The sequence below is a fragment of the Enorma phocaeensis genome, assembly GCF_016901575.1.
GTDB classification, from domain to species: domain Bacteria; phylum Actinomycetota; class Coriobacteriia; order Coriobacteriales; family Coriobacteriaceae; genus Limicola; species Limicola phocaeensis_A.
On the sequence record NZ_JACJKQ010000003.1, the window covers coordinates 159,364 to 180,024 of the forward strand.

The window sequence follows — 20,661 nt, forward strand, 5'->3', positions numbered from 1 at the left end:
TGAACACGGCGCACCGTGGTGCGCCGTGGGATGATCTGGCGGAGAGTCAGGGATTTGAACCCTGGAGACGCTTTTGACGCCTACACGATTTCCAATCGTGCTCCTTCGGCCACTCGGACAACTCTCCGTAAAGCACAGGAAATTGTACCGTATATCGCCCGCAATGCAAATGCGATTTTTCATACGGTCCGCATTTGATGCAGTTTGCGGGCGTTTTGTGGACGTCGCAGCTAGAGGTGGTGCTCACGCTTCTGGGTAGGATGCAGGTCGCTCAAATTACTTAAGGCGCCCTTATATCGCGCGGAAGCTGTTCTTAATACCACGGAATCGGACGTTCTGACGTCAGGATGGCATCTACACTCACAGATAACGTGAGGAGATGTACGAATGACACAGGATATGCGACATACGCTGACATGGCAGGCTTCGGTAAGAGAGGTGCCGAAGGCATCGGCGATATCGGTCTCGGACCGGGCGCTGGAAGACGCCGGCGCCCTCGAGATGGCTGTTCGCCATGCATTCTGGGAGGCATGCGAGCTCTTGCGTCGCGATGGGGCGCTCATGCCGTTCACCGTCGTGTGCACCCCAAGCGGCATGGAGATGGCCGATCATCCAGCCGCCAGCAGCGACGAGGTGTACGAGGGGGTCAAGACGCTTCTTGCGCGCGTCGCCCCCGAAGCGTATGTGCTGTGCTACGACGGCTCGATCGATGTGGATGGCCGACATACCGATGCGGTGGTGTGCGAGGCCGCGCGGCGCGGCGATTCGGAGGCGACCCTTCTCGCGCTGCCTTATACAATCGGAGAAAATGGATACGTATTTGACGATGCGTACGCCTGCGTCGGCGTGACAAGTCAGCTGCAGCGAAGAACCATGTCGCCGAATGCTCGGCTGGGGGCGTTTTCGGGGACGCTGCTGTTCGTTTAGCGTTGAATTACGGGTCGAGGTACGAGGGCGAGCAAGGAGTGACGATGCTTTCTCAACAAGTTGGTTTCACGTCGTCGTGGCACATGCTCACGCGCGACAAGGGGTGGATCAAGCCGGTGCTGATCTTGGCGCTCGTGGGATGGGTTCCCATCGTGGGACCCATGGCGATTCTGGGCTTTGGCTTTGAATGGGCGCGCCTGACCGCATGGGGAATCGACGCGGCGCCCAAGCAGCGCGGCGTCGATGTGGGCAAGGTTCTCGGTACCGGCGCCCGCGCCTTTGCGGTGTATCTCACGCTGGGGATCGCGGCGTCTCTTGTGTGCGGGGTGCTTACTGCGGGCGCGGTGAGCTTTACGTTCACGCCCCTTTCGGTCGGCCTTCGGACGTGGTTTTTGGACTTCGACATGAACCTGCGCGGGATCGGCCTTTTGGGCGCGGCCGTCGGAATGATGCTCGGGACCTTTATCCATATGGCGATGATGCGCGCGACGCTGTATGACAGCTTTGGCGCCGGTTGGCGCCTCGATCGCCTGTGCCAGATGGTCGGTCGAGATTTCGGCGGCTTTCTGCGGGTGTGCGTAGTCTCCCTTGCGTCGACTGCCATCGTGGTTGCGTGCGGCGCGGTGCTCGCCATCATCGGGGGCATCTTCATCGCAGGGGGCGCCTTGGGCATCGTCTTCTCTGGAGGCTACAGCTACGACTCGTGGGGCCACGATGGCATGGGCTACCTGCTGCATCAGCTGTTCTCGCTTGGCCCGTCGTTCATGCTCGTGGCGGTGCTGCTGATGATCCTTGCCGTGTTTGCCTGTGCCGTGGTGACGGTGTCTATGGAGCTCGTCAACATCAATGCGTGCGGACAGTGGTTCAGCCGCTTCTCGGTCGATCGTTGGGGGCTGTCTTCGGATCCGCTGCCTGACGGCGCGCCCACGGTGACGGGCTTTAGCCCGCAGGGCGAGCCGACCCACGCCGCCGCAAGCGGTGGTCCCGCGGCGCCCTCTGACATCCCGGTACAGCCGGGCGCGACTGCCGCCGATGCCCCATCCGTTGCCGGAGCCGCGCCTAGCGACTGGTCGCCTGCGGCATACGCCGCGTCCGCTTCGGCCTCCGAATACTCTTCAGGGGGATCGCTGGCAACGCCGAGGACGCCCGACAAGCCGAGCGATGCCGCGGCGGGTTTCGCCTCGCCGTCATCTTCGGAAAGCGGCGTTGCTCCGACTACCGTGTTGCCCCAGCAGTCCTCAGTTGATGGCTCTGAGAAGGGCGAGGACGATGAAGCGTTCGGCCCGATCGCTTCGACAGATCGCGAGGGTGGCGGCCCGATTTCGGAGGGCTAGCGGACGCGCTTGAACATAGCTGATGGCGGACCCTGTGGGCAGATGCCTGCAGGGTCTTTTCATGGAGAGTCTCTGGAGCTGCCGCAGGCGGTGCACGTTGCCCGATTGGGAATTTGCATCAGTCGGCGCGCGCAAGCAGGCGAGCGATGCCTTTGTTGGATATTGGCAAGGCCTGAGCGATGGTTTCGACAAGAGATGTGAAAGATTGTGGCAAGAGGGGTGTAGCAAGATGTGGTTCCAGGCGCGCCCTCTTCGAGCGCGTGGCCAGGAAAGCCAGGTGGAGGCCAAATTGTGGAGGTCATGATGGGGCTCAACGACTTCTTGAGAATTCCGGTCCAAGAAGGTATAGTTTCTGAGTCCTTTCCTGCTTCAGGCGCACCTTCACGACCTGAAGCCTTATGCCCAGAGGAGGTGACCACATGAAGGCCTATGAACTGCTGTTCTTCGTCAACCCCGCTCTCGACCCCGAGACCCGTCTCGCCGTCATGAAGCGTATCGACACCACGATCGCTGAGGGCAACGGCAAGGTTGACAACGTTGACGAGTGGGGCAAGCGCAAGCTCGCCTACGAGATCAACGGTCTCACCGAAGGTGACTACACCCTCATCAACTTCCACGCAGATCCCACCCAGATCGCCGAGCTCGATCGCGTTCTTCGCATCACCGATGCGGTGGAGCGTCACATGATCGTTCGTCGCGACGACAAGGAGTAAGCGACAGCGTCGGATGGGGGCGCCTGCGCCCCGGCACGCGAATGCGTGCAGTAGGTTTGAGAGGTAGTGAGTCACATGAGCATCAACCGAGTGAATATTTCGGGCAATCTCACGCGTGATCCCGAGCTGCGTATGACCAGCGGCGGCACCCAGGTGCTTTCGTTTGGCGTGGCGGTCAACGACCGTCGCCGCAATCCGCAGACGGGTGACTGGGAGGACTATCCCAACTTCGTGGACTGCACCATGTTCGGGACCCGCGCCGAGGCCGTGAACCGCTTTTTGAGCAAGGGTTCCAAGGTCGCGATCGAGGGAAAGCTCCGCTACAGCTCCTGGGAACGCGACGGCCAGCGCCGCAGCAAGCTCGAGGTCATCGTCGATGAAATCGAGTTCATGAGCCGCGGCCAGCAGTCGCCTGACGGCGGTTACGGGCAGCCTGCTGCCCCGGCGCCGCGTCAGTATGCGTCTCAGCCCCAACCTGCGGCGCCCGTCCAGGCTCCGCCTGCGGTGGACGTCTACGATGAGGACATCCCGTTCTAGGGATCGTCAGACTTCAGTGAGGGCGCGCGCAGCATCTGCTCCCGCGCCGCAAGAAAGGTATTTTGACATGGCTAATGATTATTCAGCACGTCAGCCGCGTCGTAAGTACTGCCAGTTCTGCAAGGAGGGCACTGAGTACATCGACTACAAGGATACTCAGCTCCTCCGTAAGTACATGACCGACCGCGGCAAGATCAAGCCCCGTCGCGTCACTGGCGCTTGCACGCAGCATCAGCACGACATCGCGAACGCCATCAAGCGCGCCCGCGAGATGGCCCTGCTGCCGTACACCGTCCCCGTGGTTTCTTCCCGCGGCGGCCGTGATCGCGGCTAACAGGCTGTAGCGTAGCAGATGGTTCAGGGTAGCCAGAACATCCCGGGAAACGAGCTGGTTCCAGCGCCCAAGCAGGGCGGCGCGCTGTCGCCGCTGTGGTATGTGGGCGTTGCGCTCTCGGTTGCGATGGTGAGCTGGTACCCGTTGTTTGGCGTCATGCTGCTTGCTGGCGTGGCGCGTACTATCGTCGATCGTGGCGGTCACCGCGCTCTTGTGGGCGTGGTGCTCGCAGCAGTGGTGCCCATCGTCGCATTTGCGGCGATGCTCGGTCTGTCCCAAGGCCTGGTCCTGGTGCCCGCTGCATTCACCTCGCTCGCGCTTGCGACGCTCATGTGTCGCGGACGCGCGAGCGTCACGGCCGTGTCTTCCGTCGTGGTTGCGGGAACTCTCGCAAGCTTGGCGGTCGACGCGATCATTCTCGCGGGACAAGGCCTCGGCGTTGCCGAGACCACCTGCGGGGCCTTGCTTGAGACCGTGCGCCTGGCGGCAGGAGACGGCGTCGCCTCCGACGCAATCGTCAGCGCCGCTGAGCCTCTCGTGCGGGCCTTATGGCCTCTCGTGTACTCTTTGACGGTCATGGTGAATGCTGTTGGCGCTGGCATCGGCGCTTTTGTCGCCGCACCTCGCGGGACAGCTCCCTGCCGGGCTCCCCAGCTCGCGAACTTCGACGCCCCCCTTTGGTCGGTTGCAGCGCTCGCGCTCTCCATCCTGGGGATGGGCGCCTCGTTTGCGGACATTCCGTACGCAGACGTGGTTCGCACGGTGTCGGCGACGGTATTCATGAACGTCCGTATCATCTTCGCTGCCCAGGGGTTGGGCGTGCTCTCCAGCATGCTCATGCGCCTGCGCACGGGTTGCATGCTTCGGCCGCTTATCATCTGCTTTGCAGTCTGGATTGAGGCGATGTCTTTTATCCTGAGCATCGTCGGCCTCATCGACGTCTGGGCCAACTTCCGCAAGCTTGCTCGCGGTGGTTCTGACGCAGAGGCACTTACGTAATCAAAGCGCCGCACACGCGGTGCGTTCGAAGGAGATCTCATGAAAGTCGTTCTTCTTGGTGAGATCAAGGGCAAGGGTGGCGAGGGCGATATCGTCGATGTCGCTCAGGGTTACGCCGAGAACTACCTCTTCCCGAAGAAGCTCGCCGTTGCGGCTACCAAGGGCAACCTGAAGCAGCTTGAGGAGCGCCGCAACAACATCGAGAAGCGCGAGGCCGTCCGTCTGGCCGACGCCACCGCGCTCAAGGAGACCCTCGATGGCAAGCAGGTCACCGTTGACGTCAAGGTTGGCGACGAGGGCGTCCTGTTTGGTTCGGTCACCGCTGCCATGATCGCCGACGCGATCAAGGAGCAGCTGGGTACCGAGATCGATCGCAAGCGCGTCGAGCTCGGCAAGCCCATCAAGGTTGCCGGTGCCCACGAGGTTACGATTTCGCTCTATCGTGACATCCGCACCACCGTCGTGGTGCTCGTCGGCGTCAAGCCCGAGGAGCTCGTCTCCGAGGATGCCGAGGCCGAGGTCGCCGAAGAGGAGGCCGCAGCCGAGGAGACCGCCGAGTAGCCTCGCGCCTCTTGGCACATATGCTTTTGAGCGATAAGGCCCTGCGCAACGGCGCGGGGCCTTTTTCGTACCGTGCGCCTCATTCGTCTCTGCGCCGATCCGCTCATTTGCCGAGCCGCCAGTGCCGCCTGCGCCTTTGGCGTCCCAACATCGAATAACACCCCTTACGATAGCAGCAGGCGCGAACGCTCTGTGGGAAGGGGTTTCATATGGGTGTGTTGCGAAACGTGACGGCGGCGACGCCATGTGCCCAGCGAGGGATGCATGGAGAGCGGGCAGGATCGAGCCGTGCCCTCGTGGTTGCTCTGGCGACGATGCTTGCGCTTGCTCTGACCGCCGCGCTGCCCACCCCTCTCTTTGCCCAAGAGGATCCCGGTCCCTCCCCGTGGTTGGACCTGGTCGAGGAAAACGGTGTGGTCGAGGTTCCGTACACATGTGTTCAGGTGCAAAACCCCGATGGCTCCTATGGCCTTGAGCCGCAAGCCGTCGTTGAGCCGCTCGAAGTCTCGACGGATGCGATCGTCTATGTCGGCCAGGCGATTCAGCGCCTCGAGACCATGATCGATATCAGCCGGTTCAACCTGACGGGCGATGAGGCGATGGCGCTGTACGACCTGGTGAAGAACTCGTTTCCGGACCTCTTCTATGTGAGCGGCGGCGGATATGCCGGCTACCGGCCAGGCATGGCGGACTACATCATCCCCATGTACGACTTTCCCATGGAACAGATTCCCGCAATGAAGGCGACATATGAGGCGAAGATCGCAGAAGCGCTCGACTGGGTAGACGCCGGCATGGGGCAGGCGGAGAAAGCGAAGGCGTTGCACGACTACATCGTCATCCACTGCTCCTATGCACAGTCATGGTCATCTGACACCTTCCAGTACATCCACAGCGCTTACGGCGCCTTGGTCAATGGAAGCGCGGTGTGCGAGGGATACGCCAACCTATACCGCGACCTGTGCGCCCGCGCCGGTCTTGGTGCCTGCGGCGTCGAGTCTCCCAACATGAATCATGCTTGGAACCAGATCATGGTCGGCGACCAGTGGTATCACGTCGACGTTACGTGGGACGACCCGATCGGTGGCTCGCCGGCCGTGGTGCGCCAGACATACTTCCTGAAGTCCGAAGACTACTTCTCCTTCGATCACTATGATTGGTATCAGTATTTCTCGAGCCCGGACACGCGCTATGACAGCGTAACCTGGCAGACGTATTGGGAGCCTGCGGTGGTGCATCCATACGGGTTCCGCGACGTTCATGAGAACGATTGGTACGTGACTTCGGGAGTCCTGGAATTTATGGTTGAAAACAACCTGATGTCCGGGGTGAGCGATACGGCATTCGACCCCAACGGCAATATGACGCGTGCTCAGTTCGCAACGATTCTGTGGCGCTACTTCGAGCCGGAGGCAGATGCGAGCTACAACGCGGCAACCGCCGTTAACGAGACGGACCTGCCCGACATTGGAGGCGGCCAATGGTATACGGGTGCAGCCAACTGGGCCGTGCAGGCCGGCGTCATCAGCGGTGTAGAGGCCGCTGGCGGGCAGTGGTTCCGTCCGGACGATCCCGTTACGCGCGAACAGGTCGTCACCATGCTGCTGAGGGCATCGGGCAGACAGTTCCCGGTGAGCGACGAGACGCTGGCGGCGTTCGCCGGCTATCGTGATGCGCCGGCGACTTCGGCGTGGGCGAGAGACAACGTTCTGCAGGCCTTGGAGATTGGTCTCCTAAAGGGGAACAACGGCGAGCTCCGCACCGCCTCCAGTTGCACCAGGGCCGAAGGGGCTACCTTTATCATGCGCGCGATTCAGCAGGGGTTGCTGGGCGAATGACCACGTTGGGACCTGCCGTTGTCCACGCAGGCCGACCAGCTCTGGAGCCGTCGCCATTTCTGGGGCGGGGAGTCGTGTGTTCAGGGGGCGGAGAGCTCCCATGTCCATCGATCTTGGGCACTTGCGGCGAGACGGGCCCTGCGCAGCGGCGCGGGGGCCTTTCTCGTTTGACGCGGCGCCTGCAATCGAGCGCCGCTCCCCCTTTACCGCAAACGAGTGCGCGCTGGGCGAAAGGTGGGCATGCCGCCTGGGAACAACGGGTAGTCTCGTCAGTAATGTATGAGTTTGTGCGCGCACGGTGCCAGCCCAAGCTCTCCCGCGTCGCCTTGTGCCTGCGGGGCTTTGCAGCCGTGCGCCCCAACCAAAGGAGGTTGCCATGGGTGCACCCGAGACTGCCAAAGTGAGGAACGTCGTCTTGGTTGGCCAGGGAGGAGTAGGAAAGACCTCTCTGGCAGAAGCGATGTTGCACCTTTCAGGCAAAACTGCCCGCCTGGGTGGTCATGCGGGCACGAAGCCTACGCTTGACTATGATGCCGAGGAGGTCAAGCGCGGCGTTTCCATCTCCACATCGATCGCTCCGATCGACTGGAAAGACCACCGCATCAACGTGTTGGATGCGCCTTGCTATCCCGATTTCATCGGTGACGCCTATGCGGCTATGAGCGTGTGCGAGACCGCGCTCTTTGTGGTTGACGCTGCCGAGGGGCCGCAGCCCACAACCGTCAAGCTCTGGTATGCCGCCGAGGACCTGCGCCTCGCCCGCGCCGTCTTCATCAATCGTATCGATAAGGAGAACGCCGACTACGATTCGACCATGGCGTTGCTGCGCGAGCGTTTTGGCATGCGTTTGGGCGCCGTGACCTTGCCGTGGGGCACGGGAGACGACTTTGAGGGCGTCATCGATATCGTGCGCATGAAGGCGCGCCACTGCGAGGGCGTGAAGCAGACCGAATACGACATTCCCGAGGAGTACCGCGCCCAGGCCGAGGCCGCGCGCGAGACGCTTTGCGAGCTCGTTGCCGAGGCGGACGATGACCTCATGGAGAAGTATCTCGAGGGCGAGCCGCTCACGCAGGACGAGGTCGAGAACCTTCTTGGCAAGGCGATCGCCCAGCGCCTCTTCGTCCCCGTGTTCGTCGGTTCCTGCACGCGCGAGCTCGGCGTCCACTCCGTCATGGATGACATCGTCACCTACTTCCCGAGCCCTACGGATTACGGCGAGATGCCGCTTGTCGACGGCGACACCCTGAAGATCTCCTCGACCGACGACCGTCCGGTTGCCTTCGTCTTCAAGACCCTGAACGACCCGCAGCAGGGACGCATCTCCTTCATCAAGGTCCTTACCGGTACCCTCACGCCGGGCATCGAGCTGGTGAACGCGCGCACCCGCAAGGGCGAGCGCCTGGCACACCTGTATGTCATGTGCGGCCGCGAGATGACCGAGGTCGGCAAGGCCGAGGCGGGCGATATTATCGTGACCACCAAGATCGCTGCCGACACCGGCGACACCCTGTCGGTCTCCGGCAAGGTAGAGGCCGCTGCCTTCCAGTTCCCCAACTCGCAGTACCGCATCGCCATCGAGGCCGAGAATCGTGGCGACGAGGAGAAGCTCTTCACCTTTGTCGAGCGCGCCTGCGACGCCGATCCCACCATGCATATCGATCGTGACGAGGAGACCGCCCAAACGATCATCTCTGCGGTGGGTGAGGCGCAGGTCTCCGTGCTGCTCAACAGGCTTGAGGAGCGTACGAAGGTCAAGGCTCATAGCGTGCCGATCAAGATTCCGTATCGCGAGACCATCCGCCGCGTCGCAAGCGCCCAGGGTCGCCATAAGAAGCAGACCGGCGGTGCCGGACAGTTTGGCGACTGCTGGCTGCGCGTCGAGCCGCTCACCGACGGCACGGACTACGAGTTTGTGGACGAGGTCGTCGGCGGCCACATTCCTCGCGCCCTCATCCCCGCGGTCGACAAGGGCGTCCAGGAGACCATGAAGGGCGGCGTGATCGCCGGCTTCCCGCTTACGGGCATCCGTGTTGCCGTCTACGACGGTTCGTATCACCCGGTCGACTCCAACGAGATGGCGTTCCGCACCGCCGCCCGTATCGGCCTGCAGAAGGCGTGTGCCGACGCGAGCCCCGTCGTGCTTGAGCCCATGGAGAACATCACCGTGACCATTCCTGAGAGCTATGCGGGCGCGGTCATGGGCGATGTGTCTGCGAGCCGCGGCCGCGTGACAGGCATGGACACCAACGATCGCGGCGACACCGTGGTCACGGCGACCGTGCCCTATGCCGAGCTCACGGACTATGCAACCCGCCTGCGCTCGCTGTCCCGCGGCACCGGTGACTTCACCACGGAGCCCGCCGGCTACGAGCAGGTTCCGCACGACGTGCAGGAGCGCCTGGTGAAGGAGTACCAGGACGCCCGCGCCGCTGGCAACAAGTAGGTTGTGCGGAGCGCTTTGCGCGAAGTGCAAGGTTTGAAAACGTAGCAGAGGGGCGCTCTCGGGCGCCCCTCTGCTTGCTTGCGCGGACGTTTCCGGGAGTGAGACAGACCTGCCGCTCACCCTGTTCTTACTTGTCGCCCTTCCTTTTGCGAGTGAGGCGGAGCGCCGCAGCTGAAAGGACTATGCCGGCAACGCCGGCAAGCGCGACGACGGCGGTGAGCGCGTCGTTGGTGAGAAGTTCTGGAAAGAAGAAAAGTGCAAGGAGTATGAGCAGGAGAATACCGGCTAGAACAGCTCGCATGGTGTTCAGTTCTTTTGGAGTCTGGTCGTTCTTGCTCATGTGCCGTCGGCCCCCTTAAGTTGAACGAGCCGGCCGACGCTCTCTATCCAGAATGATATACCTCGGCGCGTGCGGCGACCCTGCGATTGCTGAGGCGCCGGAGCTCGTGGAGGATGGCGGGGGAAAGCCCGATTCCGCGATCGTTCCCCGAGGATTCGCTCGAGCGCCGTTCTGGCGCGGCCCCGACGTCTTCGGCCCCGCCTGCGGCGAGCGCCTCGAGGCAGGACAGGTCCTCATAGGCGGCTTCGATGCGAACCGAGCCGTCCTCGATGCGGGCGCGGACCTGTCTGAGGCCAAGGCCGTGCAGGTAGTCCTCGCACGCGCGGGCCACGTTGAGCTTCTCGGAGGTCAGGGGCTCCCCTGTCTTCACGCGCGTGGCGAGGCATGCGCCGGCAGGCAGGTTCCAGACGGGGACGTCCCAGCTCCTCAGCAACGCGCGCTCCTCGCTTTTGTGCCAGCCCGTCTCTTGAAGGGGCGAGCGTACTCCAAGCTCACGCAAGGCCCGCATGCCGGGTCGATCGTCATCGACGTCGTCGGCGTTGCTGCCGTCGATTACGCTTTGGATGCCGCGCGCCCGGGCTTCTGCAACCACGAGCGAGAAGCCTGCGAGCTTACATTGATAGCAGCGGTCGGGTGCGTTGCATGCAACCTTGGGCATGGAGAGGGTGTCGAGGGGAATCTCGATGAGGGGAAGGCCCATCGCGCTTTTGGTGCCGTCGGCTTCGACGTGCGCGAGCTGTCGTACCGAGTTCTGCTCGGGCGTTGCGGCAAAGGGATTGATGAGGTGCACGAGGGTTGTCGACCGCGGCATGAAACGCGCGCCCACCGCGGCGAGAAAGGTGCTATCGACGCCGCCGGAGAACCCGAGTGCCACGCCGCCGTAGCTTTTGAGCAGCGCGACAAGCTCTTCAAGCTTGTGGGTGAGATCGCTGGTCATGGTGCTCCTTGGGATAAATCGGCGCTGTGTGCCGGCTATGGCCATCAACGTCCCGTATTCTGGCACAATAGGCGGCGGAATCGAACGGGATTGGCATGGCGCCAACGTCACGGAGGGAAAGCGATATGATCAAGGCGGTCATCTTCGATATGGACGGCACCTTGGTAGATTCAGAGCGGCTGAGCGTCGAGTCGTGGAGGATCATGAGCGAGCAGACGGGCATCCGTCTCAGCTCCGATACGGTGGAGAGCTTCATCGGCCGTACGCGTGAGGGCGTCATCGACATCATCGCTGACCAGGTTGGCGATCACGGCCGTGCCGAAGAGCTGTACGGCCTGCATCGCAAGATCGAGAACGACCTTGCCGACAAAGGTCTTGAGCTCAAGCCGGGTGCTCGCGAGGTGCTCGATGCCTTGCGCGACGCCGGAACCCATGTCGGCCTGGCAACCTCTTCCCGTCTGCCGACCGTCCAAAGAAACTTCGCCCGCTTCGGCCTTATGGACCGCTTCGAGACGGTGACCTGCGGCGACGAGGTCGTCCACGGCAAGCCCGATCCCGAGATGTATGAGCTTGCGGCACGACGCGCAGGCGTGGGCAAGAGCGAGTGCGTGGCGGTAGAGGATTCCCCCAACGGGGTCCGCTCTGCACACGCAGCCGGCCTGCACGTCTTCATGGTGCCCGATCGAATTGCTCCCACGCCCGAGATCGCAGGGATGTGCGACGGGGTGCTGGAAAGTCTCTTTGACCTTCTGCCTGCCATCGAGCGGCTGGGGTAGCGCGGGGAGAGGCTATAGGTAGGCGCCCAGATTGGTCTCAGGAACCTGGGGGGAACGATGGGCGGAGCTGGTCGTGGCTGCTGCGCCGCGGGTGCTCGCTCGCTCAAGCAGGAAGGGGCGCACGGTCTCGATTCGCCGCGCGGGATGGTCCTCCGTACGAGGGCTCTGCACTCTGTTTCCAAGGCGTACATGGCTTGCCTGCGGCTCCTGCTCGGCCTCAATCATCTCGACGAGGAGCTGCACCCCTTTTCGACCCATCTCATAGCCTGCGGGCGCGCAGGTGGTAAGCGAGACGGCTCCGCTCCAGGCGAGGGGGTTGCCGTCGCAGCCTGCCACACGGATGTCTTCGGGGACCGAGAGTCCGGCGGCGCGAATTCCGGCAATGGCGCCCGTTGCCAACACGTCGCTGAGGGCGATGATGAAGTCGGGTCGCTCGGCACCGTCGCGTCGTGAGAGCTGCTGCCCCAACCCAAATCCGTCTCCCGACACGTCCCATTCGCCTGCGTCGAGAACTTCGAGTTCGATGTCGGGGCGCGTCGAGAGCGACTCGCGGATTCCGGTGACGCGTCGTGAAAGCACGCCTTCATGCGCGCATCCGATCACGGCGACGCGGCGCGCGCCGCATGATGCCGCATGCTCGGCGATGAGGCGACCCTGGGCCTCGTTGTCCGCCGTCACGAACGCGCCTTCGTCGGGGCCTTCGGCATCGAGGTATACGATGGGCACGGTCGGGTTGGGACGTGGTGTCCATGTGGGACGGGGGATGGGCTGGAAGAGCATGCCGGCAAGCTGGGTGCCCATGAAGTGGCGCAGCAGCTGCTCCTCAAGATCTTCGTCGCGTCCCGACACGGCGAAGATCAAGGAGTATCCATGCTTCTGCGCCTCGTTCTGCGCCCCGCTGATGATCTGGAGGCAAAAGCCGTGGTTGAGCTGGGGCAGTACCAGCCCGATCATGTTGTTGTGGCCTCCGGCGAGCATGCGGGCGCTCTGGTTGGGCGTATATCCTAGCTCCCGGATGGTCTCCTCGATAAGACGACGTGTCTCGGGCCGAACTTTTTCTGGATGGTTGAGCGCGTTGGAAACGGTGCCAAGGCTCACGCCCGCGGCGCGTGCGACGTCGATGATTTTCACCTTTGCCATGGTGCCCCCCATGAATGGTGTCCCTGCAGCGTAGATACAGGTCATGATAGCAAAGATTGAAGCGCTTTAATCCTGTGTATGGCGGTCCTTGCCGGCTTGAGTGCGGCGCAGGGGCATATCTTGGGAGGGCTGTGATCGAGCCACCCCGAGAAGGCGGGTGCCGAAAGGCCGATGGGTCACGCGCAGGGGCGTGCGGGGCGGCTCTTTCAGGTGCTCTGGCGCAAAACGATTCGGGTGGCCGACCGTCATGCTCTGGTCGCTCGCGACACCAAAGTGAATGAGGGGTCATGCTGGTATCGTGATTTACATACCAGATATCGCCACCGGGGCGACACTCCGCTAGAATTGCCTCATGCGAAGCCGCCGATGGCAGCAGAAACGAAGGAGCGTGCGGTATGTGTGGAATCGTGGGCTATACCGGCTTGGACGTGGCGAAAAACATCCTCGTCGACGGTTTGAAGCGTCTCGAGTATCGCGGATATGACTCGGCGGGCGTGGCCCTGGAGCGCGTCGCCCCAAACGGCTCGACGTCGATCGATGTCATTCGACGCGTCGGCAAGGTGGCGGGCCTCGAGTCAGAACTCGCTGCCGTCGATGCAGACGCGACCTGCGGCATCGGCCACACGCGCTGGGCGACGCACGGCCGCCCAAGTGTGGCAAACGCACATCCGCACACAAGCTGTGACGGCAGGATCGCCATCGTGCACAACGGCATCATCGAGAATTTCGCCGAACTCCGCGAGGCGCTGCAGGCACGCGGCCATCATTTTGCGAGCGAGACCGACACCGAGGTGCTCGCCCATCTTATCGAAGAGGCCTACGACGGCCATGGTGGGCGCGAGGGGGCGCACGACCTTTTGACTGCGGTGCGCGAGGCGTGCACGCAGGTGGTCGGCGCCTACGGTCTTGCCGCCATGTGCGCCGATGAGCCCGGCGTGATCGTGGTGGCGCGCAAAGACTCGCCCATCGTCATCGGCCGCGGCGAGCGCGGCAGCTACGTCGCGTCCGATGTCATCGCGCTCATCGAGGCGACGCGAGACGTCGTGGTGCTTGAAGACGGCCAGTTTGCCCGCCTCACGCCCGAGGGCATCTCCTATACCGACGCCGAAGGCGCCGCCATCGAGCCCGTGGTCACGCATATCGACTGGGATATCGATATGGCCGAGAAGGGCGGCTACCCCGACTTCATGATGAAGGAGATCTTTGAGCAGCCGCGCGTCGTTCGAGACACCCTTGTGGGCCGCATGGTGGGCGGGGAACTTTCTATTGACGAGCTGGGCCTCACGATGGAGGAGCTCAACCTCATCGATCGAGTATACGTAATCGCCTGCGGCACCAGCTATCATGCGGGCCTCATCGCCAAGAACCTCATCGAGGCATGGGCCCGCATTCCTTGCGAGGTCGAGGCTGCAAGCGAGTTTCGCTACCGCAACCCCATCATCACCCCGTCCACGCTCGTGGTCGCGGTGTCTCAGTCGGGCGAGACGGCCGACACCCTCGCTGCCATTCGAGATGCGCGCATCAAGGGCGCGAAGGTCTTTGGCATCACCAACGTGGTGGGCAGCCCGGTGGCACGCGAGAGCGACGGCGTGATCTACACAAAGGCCAACAAAGAGATCGCGGTCGCCTCAACCAAGAGCTTTATCGGGCAGGTGGTAAGCCTGACGCTTCTTGCCCTGCTGCTTGCGCAGGTCAAGGGAAAGCTCACGACGGGACAGGTTCGCATGCTGTTTCGCGAGCTCGGCGATACGGCGGAACAGATCCAGCATATCCTCGATACCCAGGAGCAGGCAATTCATGAGGCGGCGTGCGCCTGCGTGGACGCGCAGTCGGCACTCTTTGTGGGGCGTGGCATGGGCGCCGCCATCGCACACGAGGGGGCCCTCAAGCTCAAGGAAATCAGCTATCTGCACGCCGAGGCCTACGCTGCCGGCGAGATGAAGCATGGTCCCATCGCGCTTATCGACCCGGGATTCCCGGTAATCGCGGTGGCGACGCGCAGCCCGGTATATGACAAGACGGTCTCGAATCTCAAGGAGTGCGAGGCGCGCGGCGCGAAGATCATCGTGGTGGCGACCGAAGGGGATGCGGATATCACCGAGATCGCCGACCATGTCATCTATATTCCTGTGGTCCGCGACGCCTTTAGCCCGATTACGGCGACGGTACCGCTGCAACTTCTGGCGCGCGAGGTTGCTATCATGCGTGGCTGCGACGTCGACCAGCCGCGAAATCTTGCGAAAAGCGTCACCGTCGAGTAGGCTGAGCCGCTCCCAGACAGTTCGCTTCGGTTGGTCGCAATCAGGTTGTGTAGCCGGCTGCATGTGGCAAGAGGCTGCAGGATTCACGTGTGGAGTCAAGGGCGCGGGACCGGCTGCGGCTGGTCCCGCTCCGTCAGGTCGATGGGGCTTCGCTATCCCTCAAGGCCGAAGTGCCTCGCCGCCTCATCATCCGGCACGTACTCCAAGAGGTCGCCTGGCTGGCATGCAAGCGCTTCGCACATTGCTTCAAGCGTGGAGAAGCGAATGGCGCTGATCTTTCCCGTCTTGATGCGCGACAGGTTTACTGGCGAGATGCCGATGCTCTCGGCAAGCTCCTTGCTGCTGACCTTTCGTTATGTAATATCTGATAGCCAAGAGCGCCAGGTATCGGCGAGGGCGCGAAAGCGTCCGGCATAGATGCTTCCTCGCTGCCAGATGAGCGTGAAGTCATGCGAGATGGTTAGGTCTGGCGGCGTGACGTCGGAAAGCGACCCTCTCTCCAGCTCATCGTTGGCGGCGACGCGATAGAGAAACGATATGCCGCCTCCGGCCTCGACACATGCCTTGATGGCGGCGATGCTGCCGATCTCAATGGCGCCTGCGAAATCTGCGAGCGAAAGGTCGCGGGCGGCGAGGTTGCGTTCGAGAATCTCGCGCGTCCCCGACCCGCTTTCACGCACGATGATGCGTCTTTCCAAGAGCGCGGCAAGCTCGGTTGCTCGTTCGCCGCGTGATCCAATAGCGATATAGGGCTCGGTCGACAAGGCCGTCCCTTCGAAGTCCGAGCAGTCGAAAGGGCCTTCGACGAGGGCGACGTCGATATCCCCTCGATCGAGCCGCGTTACCAACTCGTTGGTGTTTCCCACCACCATGGTGAGCCGCACGTCCGGGTCCGCGTCGAGTTGACGCGGAAGAATGCGGGGCATGACGTAGTCGGCGATGGTGCGCGTCGCTCCAAAGCGAAGGGTCATCTCTGCAGCCTCATCGGCTGCTGCGCGGACCTCGGCCGCGATGCGTGCGTCATCGTTCTCAAGACAGGAAAGGCGGAGGTACAAGATGTCTGCCGCCCGGGTGGGCGTGACGGCGCGTCCCTGTTTGACGAAGAGGCGCGCATCGAGCCGCTCCTCGAGCCAGCGAATATGCTGCGACACCGCCGGCTGTGACAGATGGAGTTCCTCGGCCGTGCGGGTAAAGCTGCGGCGACGATAGACTTCAAGAAACGTGTGCGTGCGCGGGTCGAGCATGCAGTTCCTAACATAAGAAATCATTATGGGTAAATCAAAATATATCATTTTACATTATCTAATATGTCGCATACCATGGGCGCGCCCATCAACCGGACCAGACGCATAGATTCATCGAATGAGGGGTTGCCCATGACAAAAGTAGCTACCATAGGGAAGGGCGTGCTGTTCGCCCTGGTCGTCGCCGTTCCTGCCTGGCTGCTCGGCAGGCAGTTCGAGGTCATCGGCGGCCCCGTCTTCGCCATTCTATTTGGCATGGTGCTCGCACTCGTGATTCCTGAGAAAGCCTCCGCGCCGCTTATGCCTGGCGTTACCTTTACGTCGAAGAAGGTCCTGCAATGGGCGGTCGTGCTCTTGGGCTTCGGACTGAACCTCGCGCAGATCGCTCAAGTTGGCGCAACCTCGCTTCCCATCATCGTCTCCACCATCGCGACCTCTCTGGTCATCGCGTTTGTGCTGAGCAGGGCGCTCGGCATTCCTGGGAAGATCTCGACGCTTGTGGGCGTGGGATCGTCCATCTGCGGCGGCTCTGCCATTGCGGCCACGGCCCCGGTCATCGATGCCGATGACGAGGAGATCGCGCAGGCCATCAGCGTGATCTTTCTGTTCAATGTCGTCGCGGCATTGGTGTTTCCCACGCTCGGCGGTTTGCTGGGGCTTTCCAACGAGGGGTTCGGGCTCTTTGCGGGTACGGCGGTGAACGACACGTCGTCGGTAACTGCTGCGGCTGCTGCCTGGGACGGCATGCATGCCGGTGCAAACACGCTTGACGCCGCGACCATCGTCAAGCTTACGCGCACCCTCGCCATCATCCCCATCACGCTCGCGCTCGCCCTCTGGCAAGTTCGAAAGGCCAGGCGCGCATCGTCCTCCCAGGACGGCGGCGCCGTCCAGGTGGATGGCACCTTTGACCTGAAGCGAATCTTCCCCTTCTTCATCGTGTTCTTCGTGCTGGCAAGTGTCATCACGACGGTATTCGCCTTGCCGGCAGGGATCACCGCTCCCATCAAAGAGCTTTCGAAGTTCTTCATCGTCATGGCGATGGCAGCGATCGGGTTCAATACCAATATCGTGAAGCTCGTTCGCACGGGCGGCAAGCCCATCGCGCTCGGTTTTGCCTGCTGGGTCGGCATCGCCTGCATGAGCCTCGCCGCGCAGCATCTGCTCGGCATCTGGTAAGCCCTTGCGTCTGGGGCCATATGGTCCGGCGGCGCTTTGCTGCACTCGCGTTTGGAGTCGGGCACCTCTGCTTCCAAACGGTCCACCCCAGCGCACCCAATACTAAGAAATAGGCCTTTACCTGCGGAAGGCAACCGCTAGGCGCCTCGCGGTTGCCTCACCTGAGCCAAAATGCAGCCTTCTGGTTGGTAGAATGAGGGGTATGGCGCCCGCATACTCATTGGTGCCGGCAAACGTTCTTTCGCTTGCGCGATACGGCGGCGTGCCCACTCATGAACGAGATGGGACAAAGGCGAGACGCACCGCAACGGTCCTGCCATCCACCGCCCATCCGTGCGAGCCCGACCGAAAGGCCCTCCCATGAGCTTTCGTGACAACCTTCAGTATCTGCGCGCCACACGCAATATGACTCAAGAGCAGCTTGCCATGTTGCTGGGCGTTTCCCGCCAATCTGTGACCAAGTGGGAGGCGGAGAAAAGCTATCCCGAGATGGACAAGCTTCTTAAGCTCTGCCAGATTTTTGAATGCAGCCTGGACGACCTTGTGCAGGGCGACCTTACCGGACGCGATCCGGGAATCCAGACGGCCGTTCCAGCAGGTCCTCCTTCTGACGTCTGCGGCTACGATGAGCACCAGCGCCGTCTTGCCCGCCAAGTTCCTGCAGGCATCGTCTCGATACTTGTGGGCTGTGGCCTGGGATTTTTGGCAGAGGGCCGCTTCACCCTGTTCGGAGCAGATGCCGACATTCTTACGATCGCCCTCATATTGCTGGGCGTGTTGGTTGGCCTGGCGTTCTTCATCCCAGCGGGAATGGAGCATGCGGCCTTTATGAAGGCGCACCCGTATATCGAGGACTTTTACACAGAAGGCGACCGCGCCTCCGCGCGTAAAGCGTTCACACGTGCCATGATCGCCGGCATCGCGTTCATCTTTGCGGGAGCCCTTAGCATCATGGTGCTGGGGGAGAGCAGGGCAACAGAGCGAGAGGGACTTTGTCTGCTGCTGTGCCTTATTGCGGCGGGCGTGTGGCTCATCGTTCGCTATGGCATGCTGCTTGGCCGTACCAACGTCGCCGAGTACAACAAAAGCGTGGCGGAGGAGCTCGAGGTTGAAGACATCGTCAATGCGAAGGTGGATGAAGAGGTCCGCTCCGCGTTGCTTGAAAAGAAGCGCTCGGACGACAAGGTGGGTGCCGTCTGCGGCGTCATCATGATCCTTTCGACCATCGTGGGCCTCGTGCTCCTGTTTATCCCGGTGTTTTCTGCCCCAGACATGGATGCGTTCAACCCTGAGGGCACGTCTGCCATGTGGTTCTGGATGGCATGGGTTGTGGGCGGCATGCTCTGCGGCATCGTTGCCATCCTCATGAACGCATTTGGCAAAAAGGACGAGTAGGGTTGCGTTGAGCCCTCGCCCATCCTGTTATCCGTCTCGCCAAGGCGTTACAGGGTACAAGCGGGATAGATGTCTTGGCGGTCGGGACGGGGAGGTGCGGGATGGCGCGGCGCATGCGATACGTGTTGCGCATGGTATTCTCCCACCCTGCCGTTTTGGCCTGCGTTCTTGTTGCGGCTGCGCTTGCAGCATGGCCCGCCATGGGTGTGCGGCCTTCCTTGCAGGATGAGGCGCTGTCGGTCGAAGAACAGCTTCCGTACGGCATGTATCGTTCGCTTGAAGAGGCGCGCGATAGCCTTGCGGGAAACCTCCGCCTTATGCGCGGCTTCGCCGAACGTGGCGAGCTGGCGCTGTCTCAGATGAGACTCATGGCAGCAGAAGAGAAGCGCCTGGAGGCACTCGACGAGGCGCTTTCGGCGTCCGATGTCAAAGGCTTCCTGGAGGCTGCGGCACAGTACTACGAACTGCAGCCGTCCGGAGCGGCTGGGGCTCAGGCACTGCAGTTCCATGCACTCTCCAAGCTTGAGGACCCTGCGTTCTACACGCTGCCCCAGACGATGCCGGCGGCCATATATCTTGCATCGCGGCAGTTTATCCTGTCGCCTCTGGTGTTTGCCGCGGGCGGTCTTATGGGACATGAGGGGCTTCTGTCGCGTGGCTACGACGGGTCGCTCGACTTTCTTGTTTGGGCGATCCCTATCGTTGCCGCGGCCCTTGTGGGTGCGGGATTCGGGTGGCGAGCATTTCATGTTCGGGGCGTCTGCGGTTTGAGGCGGATGGGACGTTCGGTGGTGTCGGGCGCGGTGAGCGGGGCATCTGCAGCGCTTGCCGTCACGGTTCCCGCTTGCTTGCTTGCGTGCGCGCACAATGGAATCGGCGACTTGGCCTACCCTGTGATTGTTCAAGCGGCCGACGCCACCTATGGCGTTACGACGGTGGGCATGGTTCTCATCGAGCGCGCCGCCCTGCTTTGCGGGATGTCGTTGGTGGCGGCCTGCCTGGGGGCGGCGTCATGCAGGGTAGCGGGCGGGACTGCTCCTGCGGCCTGTGTGTGCTCAGCAGGGCTCGTGCTTGCTGCTCAGCCGTGGTATTTCACGATATTTAGTCCGTTGCGAGACGTTGCGCACCTGCTTCCTGCGACTTACGCCGACCCCGGGCGTGTTACCGGGTCTGCCGACGCTTTTGCAACGGCTGCCACCCCGCCGCAGCTCTCCGGTGCCGGCGTTGCCTCGGGTATCTTGACGTTTGCCGCTGCTGCTGCGGGCATCATCGCGATGACGCTGGCAGTTCGAGGTCTTGCCGAGGGGGCCGAACGCTGGCGACTGGCGCTTTGCCAAGGTCGCTCGTACCGCATCGGCCTTATCGCGCCCACATGGTCTCGCCTTGCCGAGCCAGGTTCGCCTTCGCCTGCCTCCATGCTTCCGGGAGACCCGCTCGCACACGGCCCGCCTGCGCGGATTCTCGTGGCAACGTCACCCATCGGATTTCTCAGCGCACGTTGGCGCAAGCTGCACGCGAGCATGTGCGCCATGACACATGTGCCCGAGGCCTCTTCCCTGGCATCGAGGCTTCGCTTACTCGCCTCTCTCAACGCAATAGGTATTCCCCCTCCTGCCGGCGTATGTCGCTGGAATGGATGGCGCTGTTGCGACACGTTGCCCGCTCGCGGCAGCTGAAGACGAGGGAGATGGATGCATGAC

At 62.3% G+C, this 20,661-nt stretch carries 18 protein-coding genes, 1 tRNA gene and 1 pseudogene; 14 read left to right on the forward strand and 6 right to left on the reverse strand.

Features of this window, described 5'->3' with window-relative positions:
- Nucleotides 1–36: 36 nt before the first annotated feature.
- A tRNA-Ser gene (locus tag H6A15_RS03855) sits at nt 37–127 on the reverse strand.
- Nucleotides 128–387: 260 nt separating this feature from the next.
- Here H6A15_RS03855 and H6A15_RS03860 point away from each other — a divergent pair.
- The 9 genes from H6A15_RS03860 (at nt 388) to H6A15_RS03900 (ending at nt 9,689) form a co-directional block, all read left to right on the forward strand.
- Entirely contained in the window at nt 388–927 is a 540-nt protein-coding gene (locus tag H6A15_RS03860; RefSeq protein WP_204672378.1) for a hypothetical protein, read from the forward strand.
- A gap of 44 nt (nt 928–971) precedes the next feature.
- Nucleotides 972–2,261, forward strand: coding sequence for a DUF4013 domain-containing protein (locus tag H6A15_RS03865; RefSeq protein ID WP_204672379.1), 1,290 nt, complete (start codon nt 972–974; stop codon nt 2,259–2,261).
- 419 nt (nt 2,262–2,680) lie between these two features.
- Nucleotides 2,681–2,974 (forward strand): 30S ribosomal protein S6, encoded by a 294-nt coding sequence (gene rpsF, locus H6A15_RS03870; RefSeq protein WP_204672380.1) that lies wholly within the window; start codon nt 2,681–2,683, stop codon nt 2,972–2,974.
- Nucleotides 2,975–3,049: 75 nt separating this feature from the next.
- Entirely contained in the window at nt 3,050–3,511 is a 462-nt protein-coding gene (locus H6A15_RS03875; RefSeq protein WP_204672381.1) for a single-stranded DNA-binding protein, read from the forward strand.
- Nucleotides 3,512–3,578: 67 nt separating this feature from the next.
- Entirely contained in the window at nt 3,579–3,845 is a 267-nt protein-coding gene (gene rpsR, locus H6A15_RS03880; RefSeq protein WP_087410249.1) for a 30S ribosomal protein S18, read from the forward strand.
- Nucleotides 3,846–3,863: 18 nt separating this feature from the next.
- Nucleotides 3,864–4,844, forward strand: a complete 981-nt coding sequence (locus H6A15_RS03885; RefSeq protein WP_204672382.1) for a DUF2232 domain-containing protein — start codon at nt 3,864–3,866, stop codon at nt 4,842–4,844.
- Between the two features lie 39 nt (nt 4,845–4,883).
- Entirely contained in the window at nt 4,884–5,405 is a 522-nt protein-coding gene (gene rplI, locus H6A15_RS03890) for a 50S ribosomal protein L9 (RefSeq protein ID WP_204672383.1), read from the forward strand.
- A 209-nt stretch (nt 5,406–5,614) separates the two neighbouring features.
- Nucleotides 5,615–7,243, forward strand: a complete 1,629-nt coding sequence (locus H6A15_RS03895) for an S-layer homology domain-containing protein (protein WP_204672384.1) — start codon at nt 5,615–5,617, stop codon at nt 7,241–7,243.
- Nucleotides 7,244–7,619: 376 nt separating this feature from the next.
- On the forward strand, nt 7,620–9,689 hold the full coding sequence (locus H6A15_RS03900) for an elongation factor G (protein WP_204672385.1): 2,070 nt from the start codon (nt 7,620–7,622) through the stop codon (nt 9,687–9,689).
- Between the two features lie 127 nt (nt 9,690–9,816).
- Here H6A15_RS03900 and H6A15_RS03905 read toward each other — a convergent pair whose 3' ends face one another.
- Nucleotides 9,817–10,029 (reverse strand): hypothetical protein, encoded by a 213-nt coding sequence (locus H6A15_RS03905; protein WP_204672386.1) that lies wholly within the window; start codon nt 10,027–10,029, stop codon nt 9,817–9,819.
- A gap of 43 nt (nt 10,030–10,072) precedes the next feature.
- The gene (locus H6A15_RS03910) at nt 10,073–10,966 is read right to left on the reverse strand and encodes an ATP-dependent sacrificial sulfur transferase LarE (RefSeq protein ID WP_204672387.1); all 894 of its coding nucleotides are present in this window, start codon (nt 10,964–10,966) and stop codon (nt 10,073–10,075) included.
- A gap of 125 nt (nt 10,967–11,091) precedes the next feature.
- Here H6A15_RS03910 and H6A15_RS03915 point away from each other — a divergent pair, with 125 nt between their 5' ends.
- A complete protein-coding gene (locus H6A15_RS03915) occupies nt 11,092–11,742 on the forward strand; it encodes an HAD family hydrolase (protein WP_204672388.1) in 651 nt (216 codons plus the stop codon).
- A gap of 12 nt (nt 11,743–11,754) precedes the next feature.
- On the opposite strand, the gene H6A15_RS03920 is transcribed toward H6A15_RS03915, so the two are convergent.
- Nucleotides 11,755–12,882, reverse strand: a complete 1,128-nt coding sequence (locus tag H6A15_RS03920; RefSeq protein ID WP_204672389.1) for a LacI family DNA-binding transcriptional regulator — start codon at nt 12,880–12,882, stop codon at nt 11,755–11,757.
- Between the two features lie 395 nt (nt 12,883–13,277).
- Here H6A15_RS03920 and glmS point away from each other — a divergent pair, with 395 nt between their 5' ends.
- Entirely contained in the window at nt 13,278–15,143 is a 1,866-nt protein-coding gene (glmS, locus tag H6A15_RS03925) for a glutamine--fructose-6-phosphate transaminase (isomerizing) (RefSeq protein WP_204672390.1), read from the forward strand.
- Between the two features lie 152 nt (nt 15,144–15,295).
- On the opposite strand, the pseudogene H6A15_RS03930 reads toward glmS, so the two are convergent.
- Nucleotides 15,296–15,484, reverse strand: a pseudogene (locus H6A15_RS03930) (helix-turn-helix domain-containing protein); the annotation flags it as partial.
- 12 nt (nt 15,485–15,496) lie between these two features.
- On the reverse strand, nt 15,497–16,387 hold the full coding sequence (locus H6A15_RS03935) for a LysR family transcriptional regulator (RefSeq protein WP_204672391.1): 891 nt from the start codon (nt 16,385–16,387) through the stop codon (nt 15,497–15,499).
- A 132-nt stretch (nt 16,388–16,519) separates the two neighbouring features.
- Between H6A15_RS03935 and H6A15_RS03940 the strand changes: the two genes are divergently transcribed.
- The 3 genes from H6A15_RS03940 (at nt 16,520) to H6A15_RS03950 (ending at nt 20,637) form a co-directional block, all read left to right on the forward strand.
- A complete protein-coding gene (locus H6A15_RS03940) occupies nt 16,520–17,566 on the forward strand; it encodes a YeiH family protein (protein ID WP_204672392.1) in 1,047 nt (348 codons plus the stop codon).
- Between the two features lie 360 nt (nt 17,567–17,926).
- Nucleotides 17,927–18,961: a helix-turn-helix transcriptional regulator gene (locus tag H6A15_RS03945; RefSeq protein ID WP_204672393.1), complete on the forward strand. Its 1,035-nt coding sequence runs from the start codon at nt 17,927–17,929 to the stop codon at nt 18,959–18,961.
- 131 nt (nt 18,962–19,092) lie between these two features.
- Nucleotides 19,093–20,637, forward strand: coding sequence for a hypothetical protein (locus tag H6A15_RS03950; protein ID WP_204672394.1), 1,545 nt, complete (start codon nt 19,093–19,095; stop codon nt 20,635–20,637).
- The last annotated feature ends 24 nt before the right edge of the window (nt 20,638–20,661 follow it).

Bases quoted from the DNA above. Each gene is read 5' to 3' on its own strand.
- H6A15_RS03895 (WP_204672384.1), top strand. From the start codon at position 5,615: ATGGGTGTGTTGCGAAACGTGACGGCGGCGACGCCATGTGCCCAGCGA.
- rpsR (WP_087410249.1), top strand. From the start codon at position 3,579: ATGGCTAATGATTATTCAGCACGTCAGCCGCGTCGTAAGTACTGCCAG.
- H6A15_RS03910 (WP_204672387.1), bottom strand. From the start codon at position 10,966: ATGACCAGCGATCTCACCCACAAGCTTGAAGAGCTTGTCGCGCTGCTC.
- H6A15_RS03915 (WP_204672388.1), top strand. From the start codon at position 11,092: ATGATCAAGGCGGTCATCTTCGATATGGACGGCACCTTGGTAGATTCA.
- H6A15_RS03935 (WP_204672391.1), bottom strand. From the start codon at position 16,387: ATGCTCGACCCGCGCACGCACACGTTTCTTGAAGTCTATCGTCGCCGC.
- H6A15_RS03875 (WP_204672381.1), top strand. From the start codon at position 3,050: ATGAGCATCAACCGAGTGAATATTTCGGGCAATCTCACGCGTGATCCC.
- glmS (WP_204672390.1), top strand. From the start codon at position 13,278: ATGTGTGGAATCGTGGGCTATACCGGCTTGGACGTGGCGAAAAACATC.
- H6A15_RS03920 (WP_204672389.1), bottom strand. From the start codon at position 12,882: ATGGCAAAGGTGAAAATCATCGACGTCGCACGCGCCGCGGGCGTGAGC.
- H6A15_RS03865 (WP_204672379.1), top strand. From the start codon at position 972: ATGCTTTCTCAACAAGTTGGTTTCACGTCGTCGTGGCACATGCTCACG.
- H6A15_RS03900 (WP_204672385.1), top strand. From the start codon at position 7,620: ATGGGTGCACCCGAGACTGCCAAAGTGAGGAACGTCGTCTTGGTTGGC.
- rplI (WP_204672383.1), top strand. From the start codon at position 4,884: ATGAAAGTCGTTCTTCTTGGTGAGATCAAGGGCAAGGGTGGCGAGGGC.
- H6A15_RS03945 (WP_204672393.1), top strand. From the start codon at position 17,927: ATGAGCTTTCGTGACAACCTTCAGTATCTGCGCGCCACACGCAATATG.
- rpsF (WP_204672380.1), top strand. From the start codon at position 2,681: ATGAAGGCCTATGAACTGCTGTTCTTCGTCAACCCCGCTCTCGACCCC.
- H6A15_RS03860 (WP_204672378.1), top strand. From the start codon at position 388: ATGACACAGGATATGCGACATACGCTGACATGGCAGGCTTCGGTAAGA.
- H6A15_RS03885 (WP_204672382.1), top strand. From the start codon at position 3,864: ATGGTTCAGGGTAGCCAGAACATCCCGGGAAACGAGCTGGTTCCAGCG.
- H6A15_RS03905 (WP_204672386.1), bottom strand. From the start codon at position 10,029: ATGAGCAAGAACGACCAGACTCCAAAAGAACTGAACACCATGCGAGCT.
- H6A15_RS03940 (WP_204672392.1), top strand. From the start codon at position 16,520: ATGACAAAAGTAGCTACCATAGGGAAGGGCGTGCTGTTCGCCCTGGTC.
- H6A15_RS03950 (WP_204672394.1), top strand. From the start codon at position 19,093: ATGGTATTCTCCCACCCTGCCGTTTTGGCCTGCGTTCTTGTTGCGGCT.